General features: G+C 37.0%; 24 protein-coding genes and 2 riboswitches. Of the genes, 1 reads left to right on the plus strand and 23 read right to left on the minus strand.

From position 1 onward, the window contains the following. Positions 1–48: 48 nt before the first annotated feature. The 22 genes from BQ6100_RS21135 to BQ6100_RS17315 form a co-directional block, all read right to left on the minus strand. Complete coding sequence (locus BQ6100_RS21135; protein ID WP_141770161.1) at positions 49–162, minus strand: methionine/alanine import family NSS transporter small subunit; 114 nt, start codon at positions 160–162, stop codon at positions 49–51. Beyond that, positions 162–1,670 (minus strand): sodium-dependent transporter, encoded by a 1,509-nt coding sequence (locus BQ6100_RS17215; RefSeq protein ID WP_075982778.1) that lies wholly within the window; start codon positions 1,668–1,670, stop codon positions 162–164. Before BQ6100_RS17215 ends, BQ6100_RS21135 begins: the two co-directional genes overlap by 1 nt. Before the next feature lie 276 nt (positions 1,671–1,946). Then, positions 1,947–3,035: an HD-GYP domain-containing protein gene (locus BQ6100_RS17220; protein ID WP_075982779.1), complete on the minus strand. Its 1,089-nt coding sequence runs from the start codon at positions 3,033–3,035 to the stop codon at positions 1,947–1,949. Between the two features lie 267 nt (positions 3,036–3,302). After that, positions 3,303–3,605, minus strand: coding sequence for a YunC family protein (locus tag BQ6100_RS17225; RefSeq protein WP_075982780.1), 303 nt, complete (start codon positions 3,603–3,605; stop codon positions 3,303–3,305). Positions 3,606–3,662: 57 nt separating this feature from the next. Next, positions 3,663–5,021 (minus strand): bifunctional metallophosphatase/5'-nucleotidase, encoded by a 1,359-nt coding sequence (locus tag BQ6100_RS17230; RefSeq protein WP_075982781.1) that lies wholly within the window; start codon positions 5,019–5,021, stop codon positions 3,663–3,665. A 183-nt stretch (positions 5,022–5,204) separates the two neighbouring features. Further along, entirely contained in the window at positions 5,205–6,602 is a 1,398-nt protein-coding gene (gene sufB / locus BQ6100_RS17235; protein ID WP_075982782.1) for a Fe-S cluster assembly protein SufB, read from the minus strand. 57 nt (positions 6,603–6,659) lie between these two features. Continuing rightward, a complete protein-coding gene (gene sufU, locus BQ6100_RS17240) occupies positions 6,660–7,100 on the minus strand; it encodes a Fe-S cluster assembly sulfur transfer protein SufU (protein ID WP_075982783.1) in 441 nt (146 codons plus the stop codon). Next, a complete protein-coding gene (locus tag BQ6100_RS17245) occupies positions 7,090–8,319 on the minus strand; it encodes a cysteine desulfurase (RefSeq protein WP_075982784.1) in 1,230 nt (409 codons plus the stop codon). Before BQ6100_RS17245 ends, sufU begins: the two co-directional genes overlap by 11 nt. Continuing rightward, a complete protein-coding gene (gene sufD / locus BQ6100_RS17250; RefSeq protein WP_075982785.1) occupies positions 8,319–9,629 on the minus strand; it encodes a Fe-S cluster assembly protein SufD in 1,311 nt (436 codons plus the stop codon). The genes BQ6100_RS17245 and sufD overlap by 1 nt, the downstream gene beginning before the upstream one ends. 17 nt (positions 9,630–9,646) lie before the next feature. Beyond that, positions 9,647–10,429 (minus strand): Fe-S cluster assembly ATPase SufC, encoded by a 783-nt coding sequence (gene sufC, locus BQ6100_RS17255; RefSeq protein ID WP_075982786.1) that lies wholly within the window; start codon positions 10,427–10,429, stop codon positions 9,647–9,649. 260 nt (positions 10,430–10,689) lie between these two features. Beyond that, positions 10,690–11,526 (minus strand): MetQ/NlpA family ABC transporter substrate-binding protein, encoded by an 837-nt coding sequence (locus BQ6100_RS17260; RefSeq protein WP_075982787.1) that lies wholly within the window; start codon positions 11,524–11,526, stop codon positions 10,690–10,692. A 12-nt stretch (positions 11,527–11,538) separates the two neighbouring features. Then, positions 11,539–12,207, minus strand: a complete 669-nt coding sequence (locus BQ6100_RS17265; RefSeq protein ID WP_075982788.1) for a methionine ABC transporter permease — start codon at positions 12,205–12,207, stop codon at positions 11,539–11,541. Beyond that, positions 12,197–13,225: a methionine ABC transporter ATP-binding protein gene (locus tag BQ6100_RS17270; RefSeq protein ID WP_075982789.1), complete on the minus strand. Its 1,029-nt coding sequence runs from the start codon at positions 13,223–13,225 to the stop codon at positions 12,197–12,199. The genes BQ6100_RS17265 and BQ6100_RS17270 overlap by 11 nt, the downstream gene beginning before the upstream one ends. Before the next feature lie 212 nt (positions 13,226–13,437). Further along, positions 13,438–13,549, minus strand: a riboswitch (SAM riboswitch). 152 nt (positions 13,550–13,701) lie between these two features. Further along, positions 13,702–15,018, minus strand: coding sequence for an O-acetylhomoserine aminocarboxypropyltransferase/cysteine synthase family protein (locus BQ6100_RS17275; protein ID WP_075982790.1), 1,317 nt, complete (start codon positions 15,016–15,018; stop codon positions 13,702–13,704). Positions 15,019–15,151: 133 nt separating this feature from the next. Continuing rightward, positions 15,152–15,253, minus strand: a riboswitch (SAM riboswitch). An 85-nt stretch (positions 15,254–15,338) separates the two neighbouring features. Beyond that, positions 15,339–15,665, minus strand: a complete 327-nt coding sequence (locus tag BQ6100_RS17280) for an SCP2 sterol-binding domain-containing protein (protein ID WP_075982791.1) — start codon at positions 15,663–15,665, stop codon at positions 15,339–15,341. Positions 15,666–15,876: 211 nt separating this feature from the next. Further along, positions 15,877–16,182: a thioredoxin family protein gene (locus tag BQ6100_RS17285; RefSeq protein WP_235816543.1), complete on the minus strand. Its 306-nt coding sequence runs from the start codon at positions 16,180–16,182 to the stop codon at positions 15,877–15,879. 19 nt (positions 16,183–16,201) lie between these two features. Then, entirely contained in the window at positions 16,202–16,558 is a 357-nt protein-coding gene (locus BQ6100_RS17290) for a toprim domain-containing protein (RefSeq protein WP_075982793.1), read from the minus strand. 280 nt (positions 16,559–16,838) lie between these two features. After that, entirely contained in the window at positions 16,839–17,222 is a 384-nt protein-coding gene (gcvH, locus tag BQ6100_RS17295; RefSeq protein WP_075982794.1) for a glycine cleavage system protein GcvH, read from the minus strand. Positions 17,223–17,344: 122 nt separating this feature from the next. Then, on the minus strand, positions 17,345–17,704 hold the full coding sequence (locus BQ6100_RS17300; RefSeq protein WP_075982795.1) for an arsenate reductase family protein: 360 nt from the start codon (positions 17,702–17,704) through the stop codon (positions 17,345–17,347). 205 nt (positions 17,705–17,909) lie between these two features. Next, positions 17,910–19,694 (minus strand): acyl-CoA dehydrogenase family protein, encoded by a 1,785-nt coding sequence (locus BQ6100_RS17305; protein WP_075982796.1) that lies wholly within the window; start codon positions 19,692–19,694, stop codon positions 17,910–17,912. Positions 19,695–19,752: 58 nt separating this feature from the next. Then, positions 19,753–20,928, minus strand: coding sequence for an acetyl-CoA C-acetyltransferase (locus tag BQ6100_RS17310; RefSeq protein ID WP_075982797.1), 1,176 nt, complete (start codon positions 20,926–20,928; stop codon positions 19,753–19,755). Positions 20,929–20,986: 58 nt separating this feature from the next. Further along, entirely contained in the window at positions 20,987–23,371 is a 2,385-nt protein-coding gene (locus tag BQ6100_RS17315; protein WP_075982798.1) for a 3-hydroxyacyl-CoA dehydrogenase/enoyl-CoA hydratase family protein, read from the minus strand. 272 nt (positions 23,372–23,643) lie between these two features. On the opposite strand from BQ6100_RS17315, the gene BQ6100_RS17320 reads away from it, so the two are divergent. Continuing rightward, the gene (locus BQ6100_RS17320) at positions 23,644–23,775 is read left to right on the plus strand and encodes a YuzL family protein (RefSeq protein WP_075982799.1); all 132 of its coding nucleotides are present in this window, start codon (positions 23,644–23,646) and stop codon (positions 23,773–23,775) included. 64 nt (positions 23,776–23,839) lie between these two features. Here the strand turns inward: BQ6100_RS17320 and BQ6100_RS17325 are convergent, their stop codons facing one another. Next, entirely contained in the window at positions 23,840–24,757 is a 918-nt protein-coding gene (locus BQ6100_RS17325; protein ID WP_075982800.1) for a proline dehydrogenase family protein, read from the minus strand. Positions 24,758–24,853: the final 96 nt, after the last annotated feature.

Consider the following 24,853-nt stretch of genomic DNA (forward strand, 5'->3'; position numbering starts at 1 on the left):
AACTCTTATCTAGTTTGTGGTGCCCTGGCTCCTTAGATTTATAATATTTTAACTAGCCTTCGTTTCTCTTCCTTTGTAACTAGCAAAAATGATATTTACAATCAATCCACCCCAAATTACAGTCATTCCAACAATCATCATAGTTATTGCACCTGCTGACATTACGCCGCCTCCTTCTGTTCATTCACATCTAGTATGGATTGATCCCATTTAAATTTCATGAACAATAATCCAATACTGAATGCTACAATCGCCACCAGCCATCCAGAATAGATAAGGAAGCTAGTTGGATAACCTCCATAGTTATCTTTCACAACTGAAATGATGTTTTGTATAGTCATAAAGCCCAAGATGATTGGCGTGACTACTCCCAGGCATAGTCTCCACTTTGTTCCTATCATTATGTCTGAAACACTATTGGCATGTAATTGGAGTGGCTTTAATTGTTTTAGAACCCATGCAACAAGAACCACCTCTGTTAAACCTGTTAAAACAACACCAAATTGATTGATAAAGTAATCAACCGAATCTAAAATATACAAACCACTATGTGTTGCAAACAAGATTGAAAAAACGGCAGACAAGCCACCACCAAACATGAGCGCTTTCGTTCTTGACATTTTAAATTTCTCTTGTATCCCAGCCACATACGTTTCTACAATAGAAATCATGGAGGTTAGCCCTGCTAACGTAAGACAGCCAAAGAAGGCAAAGCCAAAAAATCCATTAAACGCTGGGAATTCGTTAATTATCTTTGGAAAGACAACAAATGCCAACCCCACTCCTGCAGATACAACCTCATTAACTGGAACATTTTGCTGATTTGCCATAAACCCAAGTGCAGCAAATACACCAATTCCAGAGAGTAATTCAAATCCTGAGTTTGCAAAACCAGTAATAAATGCACTATTCGTAATTTCTGTTTTCTTTGGTAAATAGCTTGAATAAGTAATCATGATAGCAAACCCGATAGATAAGCTAAAGAATATTTGCCCATAGGCAGCAACCCATACCTTCGGATTTGCGATTAAAGCCCAATTCGGCTTAAAGAATGCTTCTAATCCTTGGGTTGCACCTTCAAGGGACAATGCACGAATCACAATAATTAAAAACAAGATAATTAAGGTTGGGAGCATGACTTTGTTTGCTTTTTCTATTCCCTTCTTTACACCCTTAAATAATACGGATAGGGTCACTACCCAAACAAGAATGAGGGGAATTAGTACCCCAGGAACCACTCCACCGATTTCACCGGGAGTCTCTGCTAGCTTTAAATAGCTTCCATAAAGGAATCCCTCTGGATCCTTACCCCAATTTAAATTAAATGAGAAGATGGAATATGACATAGACCATGCAATGATCGCCGCATAATAGGTTGAGATAACAAATGTAATCGCAAGCTGCCACCAACCAAGCCATTCTGTTTTTTTATTTAATCTGGAAAACGTTAATGGCGAAGAACCCCGAAATTTATGTCCCAGTGTAAATTCCATAATTAACAATGGAATTCCAGCAGTTAATAGCGCAAAGAGATATGGAAGAAAAAAGGCACCGCCACCATTTTCATATGCAACAGCGGGAAATCTCCAAATATTTCCTAGGCCAATTGCTGAACCAATTGCTGCTAAAATAAATCCTGACCTTGTTCCCCACTCTTGACGTTTATTCATTTTGTTAATTCCTCCTACAGTTGAAAAAACTATATTTTCTGATTTTTTTGTATAATATAAATTATTATAAAAGACTATTTTATATATGTCAAAATAATATTTTGTGACATTATTTCGAATTGATTTATTTATCTGTATAATTTTTTATTTAGTTTGTTGTAAATTTTATTATAATTAAATAGTTTTTATATTATATAAAGAATTATTTTGTCGAAAAAAGGAGTGTCCCACAAGGTGTCAAGCACCTGTGGGACACTCCCTCATCAATTCTCATCGTTATTGTAGTGTTGTATCACAATTTGTAATTACAACCGAAAGTTCAACTGATAAATCTACATCATATGGTTTAACCTTTTTTCCATTTTCCTCTAGTATACGTACAATTGGACGATCACTGAGTCCGACATTCTGTCTTGAAACAACGCCCTTTCTTCCATCACTTAATTCAACTGTAATACCAATAGGATAGATGGCCACTGCCCTTCGAAAGGCTTCCACTATGTGGGTTTCAAATAAGTTTTCTACCCCTGAATATAATATCTCTAACCCCTCATGAGGCAGCATCGCTCTTCGATAGATTCGATTCGAGGTAACAGCATCGAATACATCTGCTACGGCAATGATTTTTCCAAAAGGATGAATTTCCTTTCTTGAAAGCCCTCTTGGGTAGCCAGAGCCATCGAGCCTTTCATGATGCTGAAATGCACAATGGGCTACTAATAATGGAATAGTGGACACATTTCTTAAGATTTGGAATCCCTCTTCAGCGTGTGTTTTAACTACTTCAAATTCATCCTTAGTCAATTTTCCTGGTTTAAGTAATATTTCAGATGGGATTTTCATTTTCCCGATATCATGGAGGATTGCACCCATTCCTAATATCTCCAGCTCCCTAGGTGCTAATTTCAATTCCATGCCAATAGCTAAAGAATACAAGGTAACATTTAAAGAATGAGTAAAAGTATACTTGTCATAAGAAAAAACATCGGTTAATAGTGTTATCAAATCATCATTATTTTGAATTTCTAAGAGTAATTGTCGAATGATCGCTTTGAATTGTCTTGCAGATTTCTCAATGACGAATGCACTCTCTAAATAGGATTCATTCTGAACCTCAATAAAGGTTGATTCGATGGTTCTAATGGATTCATTCCTGAGTTTATCAGATATAGAGCTTTTATAGACTATATCTTCTGTATTTTCATCTTTTATGTATAGATAAGGAACTCCGAGCAATAGGAGTCGTTCAATCAACTTATCTTTCAGTTCCACACCCTCATTAAGGAGTACTTGGCCTTTTTCATTGTATATTGATTTTGCAAGGATTGTTCCCGGTAGTACTGATGCAGTCTCAACAAGTCTCATGATTTTCTCCTAACTTTATTTACAAATAAAATATTGCAATTTTCGACATTCTTCTGCTTATTTTTACAATAACTTTGTTATATAACACTGACAACACGACTTTATACCTATTTTTCAATATTTTTTTGAAGTATTATTTTTGAAAGGATTGTATATATTTCAATTCAATAATTCCGTATTTGGGTATTTTTGAAAAAAACGCAAATCCAATTACTGATAAAATAAAATAAATAAAAAGGCCTGCCTATTTAAGCAAGCCCATGTTATTCAAACCATCTTAAGTAAAGCATCTCTTCCAATCATTCCTTTATAAATCCCTAAAGTCTCTGCTTCATAGGTTACAGATTCCAAGGGTGCTTCTAACAACTGTTCAATAGTTTTGACTCCAACCGCTCTTCCAGCAATTACTTTTCTCTCTTTTAATTTTTCATTTAGTAATGCTACATCCAATGCACCACACATAATATAACCCTTATCATTTGTAACCACGAGTAAGTTAGTCTTTGGTAATTGGACTGAAACACAAATAAACGTATAGCCTTCTATATTTATTGGATACAGATCAATCATTCTTCCATGCTCCCTTCATCATCATCTTATGAAGACAAGGGGTAAAAGGTGAGGGGATTACCCTTGAAATGTACTAATCAGCTTCCATTTTAAGATATCCCGTAAAAACTCAGGAAAGAAGAAGGTTTTATTTTTAGCCCTTTTTATTTCTGGGAAAAACATTCCGAATGTATACATATCTGGAATGGCGACCCGATACCTTCTATCTCCCTCTAATTCTGATGATTGAATACGGAAGTTAAAACCACTTTTCAACTTCTCTATTTCTATTCCTTCATAAACCATCTCACCCATGAAGGTTCCACGAAAACCAAATCCTTTAATTTTGAGATCGGGCCATTCTTCATCCTGGGATTGAATTAGCACTTCCTTTAACTCATTGCCCGTTAAGTTGACAACACATGGATTAATTGGATGTGGGCATATGGTTAATAAATCAAAATCTGAGACTGCCCCCGACTTCATGTCTTGTAAAATCATTCCTTCATTAATAAATGCACAATCTGCCTTGCACCAATCTTTTAATGCCTGACAAAGTATAAGTGAAAGATTAGATTTCGTTCCTTTAATCGGCGGGATATTTAAGAATACTTGGCTTAGTTGTTCCTTTCCCTCCGCATACCAAAAGTCAATCATTTTTGTTTCATTGTCCACAGGTGGTAAATCATTTGTATCGTAAAGAATAGCCTCTTTAGACACTATTCTCTTATCATCAATAGTTAACGTTACGTGACCAACAAACATTCCATATTTTCCTGCAGCCGCTAACAACGTGTGATTAACCAATTTCCCTGTATGTAATATATGATGTGTATGTGCCCCGAGTATCACATCAATCTCAGGGAACTCCTCGGCTAGCCTTTCGTCATCATGTATTCCTAAATGAGATAATAAGACAATGGCATCACATCGATTTTTTAAAGTGTCTAAAAGCCTTTTAAGCTCTGAAAATGGTTCTGATAAATTCCAGCCTAATAAACTGTAAAAATGAGAAAAAAAAGCCGTTAATCCAATGACAGCAATCCTACAATCATTATTAGTTACATAAACCCTATAGGGAGTTGCCCAATCAGGAATATTCCCCTCATTATTAAATAAGTTCGCAATGATTACATCAAATTGAGCATGACCGTACATATGATCAAGATCTTCATAAGGGAGAGTAATTCCCTCGTTATTTCCGATTGTCACTGCTGTATACCCAGACTCATTTAATATATCTGTATTTCCCTTTCCCCTTGTTGCATCAGAATAGGGATGATAGCGGTCCATATGATCCCCGATATCAAATATGTAGCATTCTTCTCCTGCTTCTTTATGAAGTTCTTTTCGATCAAGGAGAAGCTTTTGAATCCTTGGCCAATGTTCAAAATGGCTATGAACATCATTTGTATGATAAATATGGATCCTTTCCATACCAACTCTTCCCCTTTTTCTAGAAAAAATATGATCCTACCTTAAGTATATACTTGAGTTTCCTCTATTATATTTGATATTCGTTTGAAATGAAAAACAAAAGAGGTATGGACAGAAATTGCCGAATCAAAACAAAAAAAAGCCCCCAGGGTGGTCAAACCACCTGAGGACTGAATAAGTACATTAACCAATAGACCCTTCCATTTCGAACTTGATGAGTCTATTCATTTCAACCGCATATTCCATTGGAAGTTCCTTTGTAAATGGTTCAATAAAGCCCATAACAATCATTTCCGTTGCTTCCGCTTCAGAAACTCCACGGCTCATTAAATAGAATAATTGTTCTTCCGATACTTTAGATACCTTTGCCTCATGCTCTAGTGAGATATTATCATTTAATATTTCATTATATGGTATCGTATCAGAAGTTGATTTATTATCCATGATTAACGTGTCACATTCAATATTTGAACGTGCTCCGTCAGCTTTACGTCCAAAATGCACCATTCCACGATAGGTTACCTTCCCACCTTGTTTTGAGATGGATTTTGATACAATCGTTGAAGAAGTATTTGGTGCCAAATGAATCATTTTTGCTCCTGCATCCTGGTGCTGACCTTTACCAGCAATTGCGATAGATAAAGTCATTCCACGTGCGCCTTCTCCTTTTAAAATAACAGCCGGGTATTTCATCGTTAATTTTGAGCCGATATTTCCATCTACCCATTCCATCGTTGCATTTGCTTCACAAACGGCACGCTTGGTCACAAGGTTATATACGTTGTTTGCCCAGTTTTGAATTGTTGTGTAACGGCAATAAGCATCTTTTTTGATGATGATTTCGACAACTGCGCTATGCAGGGAGTTTGTTGTATAAACTGGTGCTGTACACCCTTCTACATAGTGAACATGCGCCCCTTCATCTACTATTATCAATGTCCGTTCAAATTGACCCATATTTTCTGAGTTAATACGGAAGTAAGCCTGTAAAGGAGTTTCAACCTTGACACCTTTAGGCACATAAATAAAGGATCCACCTGACCAAACAGCAGAGTTTAAGGCTGCAAATTTATTGTCAGTTGGTGGGATAACCTTTGCCCAATGCTCACGGAAAATCTCTTCATTTTCCTTCAATGCTGAATCTGTATCCTTAAAGACTATTCCTAACGCTTCTAGGTCCTCTTGCATGTTATGATAAACTACTTCAGATTCATATTGTGCAGAAACCCCTGCTAAATATTTTTGTTCAGCTTCTGGAATTCCCAATTTATCAAATGTTTGCTTAATTTCTTCCGGTACTTCATCCCATGACTTCTCAGCTTTCTCGGAAGGTTTCACATAATAAGTTATTTCATCAAAATTTAAGGATGATAAGTCTCCACCCCATTGAGGCATAGGCATATTATAAAAATGCTCTAATGATTTCAAGCGGAAATCCGTCATCCACTGTGGTTCTTCCTTCATCTTTGAAATTTCCTCAACAATCTCACGTGTTAAACCACGCTTGGAGCGGAAAATGGAAACATCCTTATCGGCAAAACCATATTTATAATCACCGATCTCAGGCATTTTTTTCGCCATCGTCGTGTTCCTCCATTCTTATTAGGCTATGGAACAAACTATTCCCATTTACCAATATTATTGATTATTTCCTTCATTTAATCCCTTTTCCATTGCCTTCCATGCTAATGTTGCACATTTAATCCTGGCAGGAAACTTTGATACACCTTGAAGAGCTTCAATATCTCCTAAATCAAGATTATCATCATACTCTTTTCCTTGTATCATTTCTGAAAATGCTTCAGAAAGCTTAAGGGCATCCTTAATATTTTTCCCCTTTATTGCCTGTGTCATCATTGAAGCAGATGACAAGGAGATGGAACAGCCTTCTCCATCAAATCTTGCATCAACGACCTTCCCGTCTTCAACCTTTAACGTTAACTGAATACGATCTCCACATGTAGGATTATTCATGTTAATCGTGACGGTGTCGTCTTCTAAAACCCCCTTGTTCCGAGGATTTTTATAATGGTCCATTATTACCTGTCTATAAAGGGCGTCTAAGTTTCTAGAAGACATCGCTAAAATACTCCTTTGTTTTCACAAGCCCATCTACAAGCTTATCAATATCATTTTCATTATTATATAGATAAAAGCTAGCACGTGCGGTGGCCGTTTGTTTCAACCACTTCATCAATGGCTGTGCACAGTGATGACCTGCACGAACAGCAATTCCTTCTGCATCTAAAACAGTTGCCACATCATGAGGATGAACATCCGTTAGATTAAAGGTCACTAATCCTGCTCTTTTTGCCGGATCGATTGGTCCAAAGATCTTAATTCCCTCGATCGTTGACATTCTTTCTAGTGCATATGCTGCAAGCTTATGTTCATGTTCTTCTATTTTCTCTAAACCAACTTCTTCAAGAAAATCGATGGCAGCTCCAAGTCCTATAGCACCAGCTATAATTGGGGTTCCACCTTCAAACTTCCAAGGAAGTTCCTTCCAAGTAGAATCATATAAATCTACAAAGTCAATCATTTCTCCGCCAAATTCTACTGGTTCCATATTTTCGAGAAGATGCTTCTTACCATATAATACGCCGATTCCTGTCGGTGCACACATTTTATGTCCCGAAAATGCAAGAAAATCACAATCTAATTCTTGTACATCTATCTTCATGTGAGGAGCAGCTTGTGCACCATCCACCACCATGATTGCCCCATTTTCATGAGCTATTTGTGCAATTTCTTTAATTGGATTGATGACACCTAATACATTCGATACTCTTGTAATTGATACAATCTTAGTATTTGGATTAATCGTGGATCTCACATCATCTAATGAAATGGTACCATCCTCTTGAAGAGGTAAATATTTTAAGGTTGCACCCGTATGCTTAGCCGCTTGCTGCCAAGGGATGATATTACTGTGATGTTCCATATAGGAAATAACAATTTCATCACCTTCTTGTAAATTTGCTCTTGCATAACTAGCGGCAACCGTATTAAGTGAAGTTGTTGTTCCCCTTGTAAAAATTACTTCCTCAATAGATTTTGCATTGATAAACCGTTTGACCTTTTCACGTGCTCCTTCATAAGCATCGGTAGCCATTGTTCCAAGTGTATGAACACCTCGATGCACATTTGAATTGTACTCGCGATAATAACGATCTAATGCTTCAATCACTTGTACTGGCTTTTGTGATGTTGCTGCACTGTCGAGATATACAAGTGGATTTCCATTGACTTCCTGGTTCAAGATTGGAAACTGTGAGCGAATATCTTTGATATCCATTATTTTACTTTCCTTTCGATCAATTCAACGAGCTGCTTTTTAACACCCTCGATAGGTAATTCATTTACTACAGGTGCAAGGAAGCCGTGAATGATTAATCGTTGTGCTTCTTTTCTCGGAATTCCTCTACTCATTAAATAATATAACTGAACTGGATCTACTCGTCCCACAGATGCCGCATGTCCAGCAATTACATCATCTTCATCTATTAGTAGCATTGGATTAGCATCCCCACGTGCCTTCTCACTTAACATTAGAACACGGGATTCCTGCTGAGCATTTGCCTTTGATGCACCATGCTCAATTTTTCCAATACCATTGAAAATTGAAGTTGCTTCATCTTTTGATACACCATGCTTTAAGATATAGCCTTCTGAATTTTTACCATAATGGATAATTTGTGTTGTAAAGTTTTGCGTTTGTTCTCCGTGGCCAACTGTTACAATTTTGGTATCACCGTATGAGCCATCACCAATGAGCTTGGTCGTATTATCATAGATGGTATCTCCATCATTCATGAGCCCTAATGCCCATTCAATTCGAGCATCCCTAAAGGCAACACCTCGACGGTTCACATAGGAAGTAATCCCTTTAGAAATATTGTCTACAGCACCATATTGAATTCTTGCATTTGTTCCGGCTATAACCTCAGAAACAATATTAAATACGCCATTAGCTGAATCCATTGTTGATATATAGTTTTCTACATAAGTAACAGAGCTATTATCCTCTAAAACGACTAATACATGGTTAAAAAGATTCGCTTCTTTGTCATCATGTATGAATACAGTTTGGATTGGTTGTGAGACAGCAACATTCTTTGGAACATATAAGAACACTCCACCGTTCAATAATGCTGCATGTAGGGCAGTTAGCTTATGCTCATCTACCTTTACTCCATCCTTCATTAAGTACTTTTGTAGCAAATCCCCATGTTCTCTAGCAGCCGTGAAAATATCAACAAAAATAACGCCATTTTCTTTCAGTTCATCCGATACGGAAAGAATGGTTGGGCGATTGTTTCGCTGAATATAAAGATTACTATTATGAGTATCTATATCAATCAAGGCTTTAACATCTTCAGGTAAGTCGCTGAGGTCAGATAAGTCATCACTTTTTACAATATGTTTTTCAAACTGTGTGAAATTCCATTTCACAATTTTTGTTTTATCTACTTTAGGTAGAGGTAAAGTATCTACCTTTGAAAGCGCATCTAATCGAAGCTCCGTTAGCCATGCAGGTTCACCCATTTCTTCTGAAAACGAACGAACATGACTAGCGCCGAATGGTAATTTTGTCTCCGTTGTCATTATGATCCCCCTTGCTCTTATTCCTGCTCAACTAATTCGTCTTCAATGCCAAGTTCCTTCTTAATCCAATCGTAGCCTTCAGCTTCTAGACGTTGTGCAAGCTCAGGACCACCAGTCTTCACGATACGACCTTGCATCATTACATGAACCACATCTGGCGTAATGTAGTTTAATAAACGCTGATAGTGGGTAATAACTAAGCAGCCGAAATCTTCACCACGCATTTGGTTAATACCTTTTGAAACAACCTTTAATGCATCGATATCGAGACCTGAGTCGATTTCATCTAAGATGGCAATCTTAGGCTCAATCATCATAAGTTGAAGGATTTCGTTACGTTTCTTTTCTCCACCCGAGAACCCTTCATTTAAATAACGTTGTGCCATATCTTGATCCATTTCGAGGAAATCCATTGTTTCATCCATCTTGCGAATAAACTTCATTAAAGAGATTTGATTTCCTTCTTCTCTACGACTATTTATTGCTGAACGTAAAAAGTCGGCATTTGTTACACCGCTAATTTCACTTGGATATTGCATAGCTAGGAAAAGGCCAGCACGAGCTCTTTCGTCCACTTCCATGTCAAGAACATTTTGTCCATCAAGTGTTATGCTTCCGCTAGTTACCTCGTACTTTGGGTGTCCCATGATAGCAGAAGATAAGGTGGATTTCCCCGTTCCGTTCGGTCCCATGATTGCGTGGATTTCTCCACCCTTTACCTCCAGGTTGACCCCTTTCAATATTTCCTTCCCTTCAATTGCTACATGAAGGTCTTTAATTGTTAATGTAGATCCCACCATAAATATTACCCTCCGTTGTTGTATAGAAGTATTGTATTAATTAGCTAAAGTATAAGCTATTTTTTCATTCTCAATCTATTCTCATTACAATCTTATAACAAATTAAATCTATTAGCAACTCTTTAGCAGTGGAAACTTCCTTCTTTCTGACGGTTATAATTTCTCCTAATCAGATGATTTAATGTAACGTGTATACAGATGATCAATTCCTAGAATAGACAAAAAACCTATCCAGTTGGATAGGCTTTTAATAGATCTAATTATTCGCTAACTGGTACAACCGCACCTTCATATTTTTCAAGAATAAAGTCTTGGATTTCTTTTGAATGAAGAACTTCTACCAATGCTTTGATTTCCTCTTTTGTTTCATCGCCTTTTCTTACTGCAACTACGTTTACATATGGAGATTCCTTATCCTCAATGGCAATGGAATCCTTTAACGGATTTAAGCCAGCGTCAATTGCATAGTTTGAGTTGATTAATACAGCATCGCCTTCATTATTGTTAAAGATTTGTGGTAGTAAGGATGCTTCATACTCGGTATCAAATTTTAATTTCTTAGGGTTTTCAGCGATATCTTTAACAGTTGCTGCAACTTTATCTACACCATCTTTTAGTTTGATTAAACCCTTGCTTTCAAGCATTGTTAAAATACGTCCATGGTCAGCAACGGAGTTACTCATGATGATTGTAGCTCCAGTTGGTAGGTCTTCTAGCTTTTTATACTTTTTAGAATAGATTCCAATTGGTTCAATATGAATGCCACCAGCATTAACAAAATCATAACCATTTTCTGCAATTTGTGCTTCTAAGTAAGGAATATGTTGGAAATAGTTTGCATCTAACTCTTTTGATTCTAAAGCTTGGTTTGGTAAAACATAATCCTGGAACTTTTTAATATCTAATTCAATACCTTTTTCTTTAAGAATAGGCTTTGCCTTCTCCAAAATTTCAGCATGTGGAACGTTCGATGCACCAACAACTAATTTCTTTGTTTCATCTGCTTTTCCACCGTCTGATTTATCTTCAGCTGTACCGCACGCAGCAGCAACAAGAGCAACTGCAAGAATTAAAATAAGACTAAACCATTTTTTCATTTTTAACTCCCCTTATCTTTTATCTAATTTTGATGTTATATAATCTCCAATAAATTGGAGGATGAAAACAATGATAAGAATTATGATTGTGGCCATTAAGGTAACGTCACTTCTGCCTCTTTGGAATCCTTCTAAATAAGCAAGGTTTCCTAATCCACCTGCACCAATAACCCCTGCCATCGCCGTATATCCAACTAAGGCAATAGCGGTGACGGTTATTCCTGAAATTAATGCTGGCATGGATTCTGGTAAAAGAACCTTCCATATTATAGTGCTTGTTTTTGCACCCATGGATCTTGCTGCTTCAATGACACCTTTATCAATTTCCCTTAAACCTATTTCAACCATACGAGCATAGAATGGTGCTGACCCAATGATTAATGCAGGAAGAGCTGCATTTGCACCTATCATAGTTCCTAATAAAAGCTTCGTAAACGGAATAAGCAATACAATTAATATAATGAAAGGAATCGATCTAAATACATTTACTACAGCACTGGTGACTTTGTTGATCGTCACATTCTGCCAGATATTTCCCTTTGATGTTAAAAACAGTAATAAACCTAAAATGACTCCCAAAATAAATGTTACCAATACAGAGATACCTGTCATATAAAGGGTTTCTATCGTTGCTGACCACATAGCTTCCCAGTCAACATTTGGAAAAAATTTATCTAGCATTGGTAATCACCTCCACTCCAACCTGCCCAGAACGGATGTATTCAATTGCTTTCAATATTTCTTCCTCATCTCCATCTAAATGGATAAACAATGTTCCATACGAACCACTTTGTGTTTGTGATATTTTCCCTTGAAGGATATTAACGGTAACATTGTACTTGCGGATAATATTTGTAATGACCGGTTGTTCTGCTGATTCTCCAATAAAACCAAGCTGAACAACTTTTCCCTGAGGATAATTGGCCAATAAATGATCAACAGTTTCCTTTGTTTCCTCCGGCTCTGTCACCTGTTGTACAAACCTTTTTGTGATGGACTGTTGTGGATTCTTAAACACATCCAGTACTGATCCGATTTCTACAATCCTTCCTTCTTCCATAACAGCTACACGATGACATATTTTTCTAATAACATGCATTTCATGGGTTATCAACACAATCGTTAATCCAAGTCTTTTATTAATATCCACTAATAGATCAAGAATGGAATCTGTCGTTTGTGGATCAAGCGCTGAGGTTGCTTCATCACATAAGAGAACCTTTGGATTATTTGCCAATGCTCTTGCGATTCCGACTCTTTGCTTTTGACCTCCACTAAGCTGAGAAGGATAGGCATCTTCCCTTCCCTCTAATCCTACAAGCTTAATCAGCTCATCTACGCGGGTTTTTCTTTCACTTTTTGGAACCCCGGCAATTTCTAGCGGAAAAGCGATATTTTCCTTTACTGTTCTAGACCATAGAAGATTAAAATGTTGAAAAATCATACTGATTTGCTGTCTTGCCTTTCTTAATTCGCTACCCTTAATTTTGCTTATAAGTTGGTCAGCGACCGTCACAGTACCTTCAGTAGGTAATTCCAATCCATTTAGCATGCGAATAAGGGTACTTTTCCCAGCTCCACTATAACCAATGACACCAAAAATTTCTCCACTCTTTACTTCAAGATTGACATCCTCTACCGCTGTAATTTTTCCATTCTTTGAAGAATAAATCTTTTTTACATTGCTTATTGAGATCATCTGTGTCACCCCTTAATTTCCGATTTATCTGATAGAATTACATTGAATAATAGTTAAAGAGATTTTGAGCTTCATTCTATTGCTTAAAGATACAATAGAGTATCATGTAGCTTTACTTCCTTATAATTGGTAATCATATATATCTTTCCTTATTTTCTTTATAAAAAAACCTTTCTGCGCAGATAAGCAGAAAGGTAAAATAAACGACCTTTCTCTCATCTACCAAAGCAAGCTTGCTTCGTGTGAATTGGCACCATTTCAATACAGCCTATTGACGGTTGCCGGGTTTCATCGGGCACATCCCTCCACCTCTCTTGATAAGAGTGAATCTCATCTATATTCAATTAATCTTCTATTTCAGAAAAGTTCTTAAATTAATACAAAAGTTATCGTATCACGTATATAAAGGGGTGTCAACGAATATCTCTCTGGTTTTTTCTGGTTTTACAAATCAAGCTGATTATTCTAAACACCATTTATGCTTTTGTAGTAAGACTTGTAATGCTGGTTGCTGCCTCAATAGCTTGTTCTAGATCTTCAATAAGATCCTCTGCATTTTCAATACCAATGGATAAGCGAATTAAATCCTCAGGAACTCCAGCCGCTGCTAAACCTTCCGCATCTAATTGTTGGTGTGTGGTGCTAGCTGGATGAATCACAAGGCTTTTCGCATCCCCAACATTAGCTACGTGTGCCCATAGCTCAAGATTGTTAATAAATTTAGCCCCTGCTTCCCTTCCACCTGCAATACCAAATACAACAACAGAGCCAGCACCTTTAGGTAGGTATTTATCAACAAGAGCTTTGTCTGGACTATTTTCTAGACCTGGATAAAGTACCCATGTTACAGCTGGATGATTTTCTAAGTACTCTACGACCTTCTTCGTATTTGCTACATGTTCCTTCATTCTTACATGTAATGTTTCAAGACCAAGAGTGAATTGGAATGCATTTTGTGGACTCAAGGAAGGTCCCAGGTCACGAAGAAGCTGTACTCTTGCCTTTACAATATAAGCCGCTGCTCCTAATGCTTCGCTGTAGACAATATCGTGATAACTTGGGTCTGGCTCAGTGAATCCCGGGAACTTCGGCGAATTCCATTCAAACTTACCACCATCTACGATGACTCCACCAAGTGTTGTACCATTTCCAAGCAACCACTTTGTAGCAGAGTGAATAACGATATCTGCACCATGTTCAATAGGACGGCAAAGATACGGAGTAGCAAATGTATTATCAACTATTAAAGGGATTCCCGCTTCATGGGCAATATTTGCTACAGCTTCAATATCTAAAACCTTTAGACTAGGATTCCCGATGGTTTCAGCAAATATCGCCTTTGTTTTGTCCGTAATCGCTTCTTTAAAATTGTTGATATTTTCAGGATCAACTAGTTTTACATTAATTCCATATTTCGGTAAAGTTACTGCAAATAAATTGTATGTTCCTCCGTAGAGATTAGAGGCAGCAACAATTTCATCCCCTGCATGTGCAAGATTTAAAATCGCTAAAGTAATGGCAGCCATTCCGCTAGCAACAGATAATGCACCGATTCCACCTTCAAGTAATGCAATTCTTTCTTCGAAGACTGTTAAGGTTGGATTATGAATACGAGTATAAATATATCCATTTTCCTTTAAAGCAAATAGATTTGCAGCATGTTCTGTATTTTTGAACTGATAAGCATTGTTTTGATAGATTGGTACCGCCCGTGCACCTGTAATTGGATCTGGTTCTAATCCCCCATGTACTCCAAGTGTTTCAAAACGGTAATTTTTTTGTTTTTCACTCATTGAATTTATCTCCCCTTATATTATTATTTTTGCTTTATTCCTGAATTGGCTTTTAAACTTGTAAGTTGATTTCCTCTCAATAAAGCCAGATACCAAAAAAACCTCTTCATAAGAAGAGGTTTTATTCTATCTCTTCTTATCTTTCAGAGCATTGCTCTGCTGGAATTAGCACCGTGTAAATAAAACCGGTTGCCGGGCTTCGTAGGGCCAGTCCCTCCGCCTCTCTAGATAAGATTATATGTAATTGTTTTCTTAAGATTAAGATTATATGAATATTATCACAACGCTGAAAGTCAGTCAATACATTTTATAAAGAAAAATTAATAGGGCTTACCAAGAATAAATAGTGTTTCTAAAAAAAGAGTAGATCGATAGGTTGCTTCTATTTCCAGATGTTCCCTTTTAACAGCTTCTCTCAGTTTCAGCTTACCTTGAAGGATGGAGGAAATAACATTTTCCTCACCTTTTATTTCAACATCAGGTAGAATTTCTTCAGAATCGAGTAGAGTAAGATCACCATTTCCAATGAACAGGTTTGCATTGCCTTTTTCCGTTTTAATGCTTAATATTAATGAATCACTTACCAGTTCCATTAAATGCTTTTTGTCCTTGACCCCGTTAATAAAATCAACTAAAACGTCCTGCAATGTCCTCACGCTCCCTTTAATACATAATAATTCTCTCAAATGTGATAAATCCCTTTAATTCATCTCATTTTCCTTTCGACAAAATAAATACAAAAAGGCAATGGATTCTATCAATTCCACTGCCTTTATTTCCTGAGAAATATGTCAAAAATTACAAAAAGCTCATTGCTACTGTCGAATTATTGGGATAAATTACCATTTTAAAATTTTCTTACGTATCTGTTTTTAAGATTCCGTTTATTTTTTCATATAGATAGGGAACGGAGTGAAAAGCATATATCCTTTCGTAAATCTTCTCATCAAATAGTATGAGAAGGCAGGGTACACTTTCCACAGACCAATCTCGAGCATAATCTGGGATGAAATTCAAATTTAATTTTCCCCAATTCTCGTTTGGTAATAATTCTTCAACTACATGGAGTATCTTTCCCGCTAGTTGGCATGTTCCACATAATGGAGTATATAAATAGAGAAACTTATAGCCTTTCTGACCTAATAATAATGGTAAATCTTTCATTGATACTTCCTGCATTTGATTAACCTCGATCTAAATACTCTGCATATACATCGATATTCGCACCCATTAAGACGGTAGCTAGGTGATATTCGGGCGCGGTCGCCACCTCTCTATAACACTTATCAATATAAAGATGCTCTGCCTCAGGAAATTCCCTTTTTAATTGGTTTCTAAGTTTTGTTCCAGCATCATCTGCATCCACCAGTATATAAATGTCTTTATCAATTAATGTATCCACTAATTCATCTAATTTTGTCATGCTAATGGTTCCATTCGTACAGATTACATCTATTGGTTCTTTTATGATATTAATAATTTTTCTTTTATCTGATTTTCCTTCAACGATAATCACTTTATCGGTTTTTCCCTCGTTCATTAGAATCACCTTGATCGAATTATATAATTACTTTACCATATTCTTTATACTAAAAAATGGTGTACATATCCTTTATTATGTACTATTTTAAAGTAAGCTTCCTTTAACCAATGAAGTTTTATTAATAATGGATAGACTTTTTCTTAAATTTATTTGATCATGGCGATTAATAGTCCAAAACTCGTTCAGCTATTGGATATTATTATAGTAGGAAGTGGCTCAAAATAATAAATGGTCGAACAACGTGATTGCTGCTCGACCCCCTTTATATATTAAATAATTAATCCTCTTTAATCATTTCTTCATATTGTTCCGCACTCATTAAATTGTCCAATTCACTTACATCTGTAGGCTGAATCACAATCATCCATGCTTTTTCATAAGGAGATTCATTGACATATTCAGGATTATCGTTTAACTCTTCATTGATCTCTACAACCGTTCCACTTATTGGTGCATATAGCTCAGATACTGTTTTTACTGATTCAACACTTCCGAATGGCTCATCTACTTTTAATTCTGCACCAACTTCAGGTAATTCAACAAAAACAATATCTCCTAATTCTGATTGTGCAAAATCCGTAATACCTACTCGGACTTTCTCCCCTTCTGTTTTTGCCCACTCGTGTTCCTTTGAATAACGGAAATCCTTAGGAATACTCATTATAAATCCCTCCATCTACTATGTATAAACTATTTTGAATAATCAATTTCTACCACCATCATGACATGAAAGCTTCTTTTAATCAAGCGGTATTCATGTGAATTGGATGTTAACACTTCTAGTTACTTGAGCCATGTCTTTTCATAATCTTCTTCTTTAAAACCAACCGTTGCCTTTTTCCCATCAGTTATTAATGGACGCTTAATTAACATTCCATCTGAGGCTAATAAGTCTAACAATTCATCTACTGAAGATGATGGTATTTTATCCTTCATGCCAAGATCCCGATATTTTTGTCCGCTTGTATTAAATAGTTTCTTCATTTCCAACCCACTATTTTTGTATATTTCCTCTAGTTTAGAACGTGATGGTGGATTATCTACAATATGTATTTCTTCATATGATACTTGATGTTCATCAAGCCACTTTTTAGCTTTTCTACATGTGCCGCATTTTGGATACCAATAAAATTTTAATGTCATACACTCACCATCCTCCAATCATCTTTTTCATATTATGTCGTTAACAGACAAGTGAATAATAACATATTTTTACTTTAAATCCTATTATTGAACCTTATTGCCCTAACGTTAAAACCTTCCTCTTGAAGGGGTCACACTCAGTTCTAACATTCACAAAAAGCTCCCTACGCTTTATCACGCAGGGAGCTTTGAACGAATGAATTAATTATAGAACATAACGCTCAGCATCGATGATTTTTAATGAAGCTTCACGCTTTTTCGCAATCACATTGATTGGAGTGTGGCGAGTTAGCTTACGTAAAACAGAAATCATCATACGTAAAGAATCTCCGCTTTCCGCAGCAACCAATGTTTCTTTTGCATCAAGCTCAATCTTATTGAAAGCTTCTTGACAGAAAATTTGAGTATAAAGAAGTTTTTGATTGCTCTTTTCTAATCCCTCTTTAGCAATAGCTTTTTCTGTACGAAGAACAGCTGATTCCATTGCATAAACGTTTGCCACGATATCGGCAATATTAACAAAAATTTCTTGTTCTTTATCAACTTCCTTACCGAATTTCAATGCAGCAAGACCTGCAGCAAGTAAGGCAATCTTCTTACCATTGTTCACTAAATATTTTTCTTGTGCTAACGGCTCATCACCTGGTTCTTCAGGCATTAGAGTCATAATTTCTGCTTGAAGCTCTTGGGCTTTTTGGAATAATGGAAGTTCACCCTTCATTGCTTTTCTTAGGTATGTTCCAAGTACTAATAGACGGTTGATTTCATTTGTTCCTTCAAAGATACGATTGATACGAGAATCACGGTAAGCTCTAGCAATCTCGTATTCTTCCATGAAGCCATATCCTCCATGTAATTGAACGCCTTCGTCTACCACATAGTCTAATACTTCTGTGTTAAAGAATTTACCTAATGAACATTCAATCGCATATTCTGCAATAGATGCCGCAACAGCTGCACCAGTTTTTGCTTCCTCATCAGAAAGCTTGCTCATACGGTCTTCGAATAATCCAACTGTACGATAGATGGAGCTTTCTGCCGCATATAATTTTGAACCCATTGTAGCTAACTTTTCTTTTGTTAAATTGAATGCAGAAAGTGGAGTTTTAAATTGTTGGCGTTGGTTAGTATATGGAACGGTTACTTCCATTGCACGCTTCGCTCCACCTAGAGCACCTACACCTAATTTATAACGACCAATGTTAAGGATGTTGAATGCGATTACGTGTCCGCGACCAACTTCTCCAAGTAGATTCTCAACTGGAACTTCTGCATCTTGAAGGATTAATGTACGAGTTGAGGAACTCTTAATCCCCATTTTATCTTCTTCTGCACCGGTTGATACTCCAGGGAATTCTCTTTCAACGATAAATGCTGAGAATTTGTCACCATCGATCTTTGCATATACAACAAATACATCAGCAAAACCGGAGTTTGTAATCCATTGCTTTTCACCGTTTAATACATAGTGAGTTCCTGCTTCATTTAGCTTAGCAACAGTTTTTGCACCAAGAGCATCAGACCCAGAGCTTGGTTCTGTTAATGCATAGGCTGCGATTTTTTCCCCTGTTGCTAATAGAGGAAGATATCTTTGCTTTTGTTCTTCATTACCGAAAAGAACAATTGGTAGTGAACCGATTCCAACGTGAGCTCCGTGAGTAATTCCGAAGCCACCGGCGATAGCCATTTTTTCTGCAATTAGTGCTGAACTAATTTTATCTAAAGAAAGACCGCCGTATTCTTCTGGAACATCTGCGCCTAAGAGACCAAGTTCTCCAGCAGATTTTAATAATTTAACAGAGCGATCAAATTCATGTTTTTCTAAATATGGAACCTCTGGTAATACTTCATTAATAACAAAATCCTCAGATGTTTTCGCAATCATTTTTTGTTCATCAGAAAAATCCTCTGGTGTAAAAACTTGATTATAGGTAACATCTTCGATTAAAAAGCTTCCGCCTTTAATTACGTTTTCAGTTGTATTTGTCATAATTCTTTTCCTCCGTTCTTTTTATACGGGGCTTTTATTAAAAAGCCCCTAACATTTTTTATAAAAGTTCAAATACCCCAGCAGCACCCATTCCGCCGCCAATACACATAGTAACAACTCCAAACTGTTCATTGCGACGCTTCAACTCATTGATGATGGATACGGTTAATTTTGCACCTGTACATCCAAGTGGATGGCCCAATGCTATTGCTCCGCCATTTACATTCACCTTTTCCTCATCCAATCCTAATTGACGAATAACCTGTAAACTTTGAGAGGCAAAGGCTTCATTTAGTTCAAATAATCCGATATCGGATATTTCCAATCCTGCAAGCTTTAATGCTTTAGGAATGGCTACGATAGGTCCAATTCCCATTACTTCTGGAGGAACTCCACCGACAGCAAAGGATCGGAATTTAGCCATCGGCTTTAAGCCATTTGCTTCAGCCTTTTCACGGTCCATTACCATCACTGCTGCAGCACCATCACTTGTTTGTGAAGAGTTTCCTGCAGTTACTGTACCTTTGATATTGAATGCAGGACGTAATCTACCAAGTGTTTCTACAGTTGAATCTGCTCGAACTCCTTCATCCTGGCTAAATAGGAAGGTTTTTTCTACTAATTTATTGTCAGGTCCCACTGAACGTTTTGTTACTTCAACAGGGACAATCTCATCAACAAATTTTCCTTCAGCAATCGCTTTTGCAGCTCTTTGATGGCTTCTTACTGCAAATGCATCTTGATCTTCACGAGAAATGCCGTATTTTTTTGCTACTTCCTCTGCAGTATGTCCCATTCCCATATAGTATCCAGGTGCTGTTTCAGCAAGCTTTACATTCGGACGGACAACATGGCCCATCATTGGTACCATACTCATGGATTCTGCTCCACCAGCAATAATCGTGTCAGCGTGACCAATCATGATTTTTTCTGCTGCATAGGCAATTGCTTGTAATCCTGACGAACAAAAACGATTCACCGTAATCGCTGGAACAGTGTCTGGCAAGCCAGCTAGTGCACCAATAATTCTAGCCACGTTTGTACCTTGCTCAGCCTCTGGCATTGCGTTTCCAATAATTAAATCATCAATGTTTCCTTCATAATTTCCAGCACGCTTTAAAGTTTCTTTGACAACAAGAGCGCCTAAATCATCTGGACGGACATTCGCTAAAGACCCCTTTTTTGCTTTACCGACTGGAGTACGAGCCCCTGCTACTATTACCGCTTCTCTCATCTCATTCCCTCTCTTTCCGTATCTGTTAGAGAATAAACTACTACTATTCTATTATTCATTAATTGCGTAATGGCTTTCCTTTTAATAGCATATGCTGCATACGTTGTTGGGACTTTTGCTCCGCAACAAGGCTTAAGAATGCTTCTCTTTCTAAATCTAATAGATATTCTTCATCCACTTCTGTTCCGTATGGTACTTTACCACCAGCAATGACATAAGCTAGCTTTTTAGCAATCTTCAGGTCATGCTCAGAAATATAACCAGAATAAAGCATGGATTGTGCACCAAGTAGTAATGTTGCATACCCTACTTCCCCAACAACAGGAACCTTTTTACGAACAGGTGGTTTATAACCAGCCTCATATAATGCAAGAACTGCTTGTTTAGCATCATATAACTGATGATCTGGATTTACGCTAATTCCGTCCGCAAAATGTAGGAAGTTATTGTCTCTTGCTTCTTCTCCTGATGTGGATACCTTTGCTGTTGCAATCATTTCGAATACTTTATTAGCAACTAGTTGCAGATCAAAGTCAATTCCATTTGGTAGGCTATTCAGATGCTTAATATACAGCTCTTTATTTCCGCCTCCTCCAGGGATTAAACCAACTCCAGCTTCAACAAGTCCCATATAGGTTTCAGAAGATGCTTGGATATGGGCAGCAGGTAGGCATACCTCTGCTCCTCCACCTAGGGTCATACCAAAAGGAGCCGCTACTACTGGTTTTGACGAATATTTGATTTTTAACGTTGCTTGTTGGAATCCTTTAACCGTCGCATTCAACTCATAAATATCATCATCTTGTGCAGCCATTAGAATCATGGCTAAGTTGGCTCCTACGCAGAAATTCTTCCCTTGATTTCCGATGACTAAGCCCTTATAATTCTTCTCTACCTCATCGATAGCGAGGCTGATCATTTGCGTAATATCAGGTCCAATAGCATTATTAGGAGAAGTGAATTCTAGAAGAGCAACGCCGTCACCTAAATCTATTAGGCTCGCACCACTGTTTTTCATAATCACTTTATTTTGCTTTTTCAATGCTTTAAGGTTAATTACTTTTGGATTTTCTTGAACTTGTTTGTAATCACCATTTTGATAGAAATATTTTTTACCGTCTTCTTCTTTATAGAATGAAGTATTTCCCGCAGCTAACATTTCTTTTACCCATGCAGGAATAGTTAAGCCCTCCACTTCCATCTTCTGAACGGACTTTTCTACACCAACTGCATCCCAGATTTCAAATGGCCCTTGTTGCCAACCAAAGCCCCATTTCATGGCGTTATCAATTGCAACAATATCGTCTGCAATGGTTCCTAATAGTTCTGCAGAATAAATGAATGTAGGCGTTGAAATATTCCATAATAATTGTCCAGCACGGTCATCTGCATATAGTAGCGCTTTCAATTTATTGGATAAGCCTTTTTGCTGCTTGCTTAATTCAACGGAAGCAGTTTTTAATTTTTTAACTGGTCCGTATTCTAAAGTATTTGGATCTAATTCAAGAATTTCTTTTCCTTTTTTCACAAAGAAACCTTGACCGGATTTAGCACCAAGCCAACCGTTTTCAAGCATTTTATTCATGAAGGCAGGTACTTCGAATACTTCCTTTTCTTTTCCTTCGACTTGGTCATAAACATTTTTTGCTACATGGGCAAAAGTATCAAGACCTACTACATCTAATGTTCTAAATGTTGCACTTTTTGGTCTACCGATTAAAGGACCTGTTATTGAATCTACTTCCCCGACACTATAACCGCCTTTTAACATCTCTTGAACTGTTACAAGTAAACCATAAGTACCAATTCTATTTGCGATAAAGTTTGGAGTATCCTTTGCTTCAACAACACCCTTACCTAGAACATCTTCGCCAAATTGTTTCATGAAGGCTAAAACTTCAGGAGCGGTATTTTTTGTAGGAATTACTTCTAAAAGCTTCAAATATCTTGGTGGGTTAAAGAAGTGTGTTCCAAGGAAATGCTTTTGAAAATCTTCTGAACGGCCTTCTGCCATCGCCTCTACAGAAATCCCTGAAGTATTGGAGCTTACGATACTTCCTGGTTTACGATTTTGGTCAACCTTTTCAAAAATCTGTTGTTTAATTGAAAGATTTTCAACGACAACTTCAATGATCCAATCTACATCTTTTAAGCGTTCCATATCATCATCAAAGTTACCGGCCTCGATTAGGGCAAGATTTTTCTTTGAAGTTAGTGGTGCTGGTTTTTGTTTTAATAATTTTTGGAGTGCAGTTGCGCTTATACGATTGCGAACCTGCTTATTTTCAAGGGTTAATCCTTTTGCTTTTTCAGCATCTGTTAATTCACGAGGTACAATATCTAGCAACAATGTAGGAATACCAATGTTCGCTAAGTGTGCTGCAATTCCGGATCCCATAACCCCTGACCCTAAAACTGCTGCTTTTTTAATTTGTTGGACCAACTATTTCTCCCCCTTTTGCTTTTTGAATGAACACTCATTCATTTTTTGTCGAAAAAAATATACTCGAATGAGTTTTACCTAATTAATACTATAAAATATTTCAAAAATTTTCGCAATAATTAGATGCGGAAGTTTTTATATTTTTTTGAAAGTTCCACTAATTACACGATGAATTCTTGGGAGATATCCATGATAATTAAACTTGTTTCGGGCACATTATTTAGTGAATTTCCTTTGTGAATGTCTTGGGATCCCGTAAAGGAGGTGACCACATGGCTCGAGTAAAGAAAAATCCATCAAAGGCTGGTGTGAGTGCTGCAAGTGTTAAGGGAGATGCAGGGCCAACCGTTGAAAGAGATGGTGGAGGGAAAGTGAATAGCCAAAATAACCAATATAAAAAATAACTCAATTGAGGGTGTCCAGTTAGGCGTCAGCACCTTATGGACGCCCTCATTCTATCAATTTAAATTACTTCTTAAACATACCCTTTAATACAAATGCAACATTGGCTGGACGCTCAGCCAATCGACGCATAAAATATCCATACCAATCAGTCCCATATGGAACATAAACTCGCATTCTGTAACCTTCCTTAACAAGTTCCAATTGTCTTTCATTTCGAATCCCGTACAGCATTTGAAATTCGAATTGATCATTGGATATGTTATTTTCCTTAACAAATTGCTTTGTATATTCTATGATTGCTTCATCATGTGACGCCACGGCAGTATAATTTCCGTTTTGCAAATGCATTTTGATGATTTTTTTATAGTTTTCATCAACATCCTTCTTTTCCGGAAATGCCACCTCAGGAGATTCCTTATAGGCCCCCTTCACTAGTCGGAGGTTAGGGGAATATTCATTTAAATCGATGATATCTTGCTCAGTCCGATAAAGATAGGCTTGGATGACCGTACCAATATGGTCGTATTCAGATTTCAATTGTTTAAATATATCTATTGTTTTTTGACAGCGCGTGTAATCCTCCATATCGATTGTTACAAATACATTATTCTTTGTTGCAACGTCTAGAATCCTGCGCATATTTTGCATCACAATTTTATCAGAGATATCCAAGCCCATTGAAGTCATTTTTAATGATAGCTGTGCTTTTAAATTCTCACGACCTATAGCCTCAATGGCAACGATGCAGTTATCTGCCATCTCATTAGCTTCCCTTTCATTATCAACAAATTCCCCTAAATAATCTATGGTTACTTCAAGCCCTTTATGATTTAAATCTTTAATTACCTTCACGGCCTGTTCAATGGTCTCCCCGGCAACAAAACGGGAGGCTCCAAAACGCAACCCATACCTCTTCGCTATTTTTGTAAGCGCTTTATTCTTTGATAAAAAAAGAAAAATGTCTCTCATAAGTTGTTCCATCCTGTATCCTCCTAATCTCCTAAATCTTTATAGTAAATATCGAAAGTAATAGAAGTACAACCCTTTGAACGAATTACTTTAGATAATTGAATTGCC

Origin of the sequence: Bacillus massilinigeriensis (assembly GCF_900117315.1) — a bacterium.
Lineage (GTDB): Bacteria > Bacillota > Bacilli > Bacillales > Cytobacillaceae > Bacillus_BE > Bacillus_BE massilionigeriensis.

What these genes read in the sequence shown, in the direction of transcription:
- BQ6100_RS17320 (WP_075982799.1), top strand. Translation starts at nt 23,644, where the DNA reads ATGGCTCGAGTAAAGAAAAATCCATCAAAGGCTGGTGTGAGTGCTGCA.
- sufC (WP_075982786.1), bottom strand. Translation starts at nt 10,429, where the DNA reads ATGGTGGGATCTACATTAACAATTAAAGACCTTCATGTAGCAATTGAA.
- BQ6100_RS17260 (WP_075982787.1), bottom strand. Translation starts at nt 11,526, where the DNA reads ATGAAAAAATGGTTTAGTCTTATTTTAATTCTTGCAGTTGCTCTTGTT.
- BQ6100_RS17220 (WP_075982779.1), bottom strand. Translation starts at nt 3,035, where the DNA reads ATGAGACTTGTTGAGACTGCATCAGTACTACCGGGAACAATCCTTGCA.
- gcvH (WP_075982794.1), bottom strand. Translation starts at nt 17,222, where the DNA reads ATGAGTATTCCTAAGGATTTCCGTTATTCAAAGGAACACGAGTGGGCA.
- BQ6100_RS17270 (WP_075982789.1), bottom strand. Translation starts at nt 13,225, where the DNA reads ATGATCTCAATAAGCAATGTAAAAAAGATTTATTCTTCAAAGAATGGA.
- BQ6100_RS17265 (WP_075982788.1), bottom strand. Translation starts at nt 12,207, where the DNA reads ATGCTAGATAAATTTTTTCCAAATGTTGACTGGGAAGCTATGTGGTCA.
- BQ6100_RS17215 (WP_075982778.1), bottom strand. Translation starts at nt 1,670, where the DNA reads ATGAATAAACGTCAAGAGTGGGGAACAAGGTCAGGATTTATTTTAGCA.
- BQ6100_RS17300 (WP_075982795.1), bottom strand. Translation starts at nt 17,704, where the DNA reads ATGACATTAAAATTTTATTGGTATCCAAAATGCGGCACATGTAGAAAA.
- BQ6100_RS17310 (WP_075982797.1), bottom strand. Translation starts at nt 20,928, where the DNA reads ATGAGAGAAGCGGTAATAGTAGCAGGGGCTCGTACTCCAGTCGGTAAA.
- BQ6100_RS17275 (WP_075982790.1), bottom strand. Translation starts at nt 15,018, where the DNA reads ATGAGTGAAAAACAAAAAAATTACCGTTTTGAAACACTTGGAGTACAT.
- BQ6100_RS17290 (WP_075982793.1), bottom strand. Translation starts at nt 16,558, where the DNA reads ATGAACGAGGGAAAAACCGATAAAGTGATTATCGTTGAAGGAAAATCA.
- BQ6100_RS17230 (WP_075982781.1), bottom strand. Translation starts at nt 5,021, where the DNA reads ATGGAAAGGATCCATATTTATCATACAAATGATGTTCATAGCCATTTT.
- sufB (WP_075982782.1), bottom strand. Translation starts at nt 6,602, where the DNA reads ATGGCGAAAAAAATGCCTGAGATCGGTGATTATAAATATGGTTTTGCC.
- BQ6100_RS17285 (WP_235816543.1), bottom strand. Translation starts at nt 16,182, where the DNA reads ATGAAAGATTTACCATTATTATTAGGTCAGAAAGGCTATAAGTTTCTC.
- BQ6100_RS17245 (WP_075982784.1), bottom strand. Translation starts at nt 8,319, where the DNA reads ATGGATATCAAAGATATTCGCTCACAGTTTCCAATCTTGAACCAGGAA.
- BQ6100_RS17305 (WP_075982796.1), bottom strand. Translation starts at nt 19,694, where the DNA reads ATGACAAATACAACTGAAAACGTAATTAAAGGCGGAAGCTTTTTAATC.
- sufD (WP_075982785.1), bottom strand. Translation starts at nt 9,629, where the DNA reads ATGACAACGGAGACAAAATTACCATTCGGCGCTAGTCATGTTCGTTCG.
- sufU (WP_075982783.1), bottom strand. Translation starts at nt 7,100, where the DNA reads ATGTCTTCTAGAAACTTAGACGCCCTTTATAGACAGGTAATAATGGAC.
- BQ6100_RS17225 (WP_075982780.1), bottom strand. Translation starts at nt 3,605, where the DNA reads ATGATTGATCTGTATCCAATAAATATAGAAGGCTATACGTTTATTTGT.
- BQ6100_RS21135 (WP_141770161.1), bottom strand. Translation starts at nt 162, where the DNA reads ATGTCAGCAGGTGCAATAACTATGATGATTGTTGGAATGACTGTAATT.
- BQ6100_RS17325 (WP_075982800.1), bottom strand. Translation starts at nt 24,757, where the DNA reads ATGGAACAACTTATGAGAGACATTTTTCTTTTTTTATCAAAGAATAAA.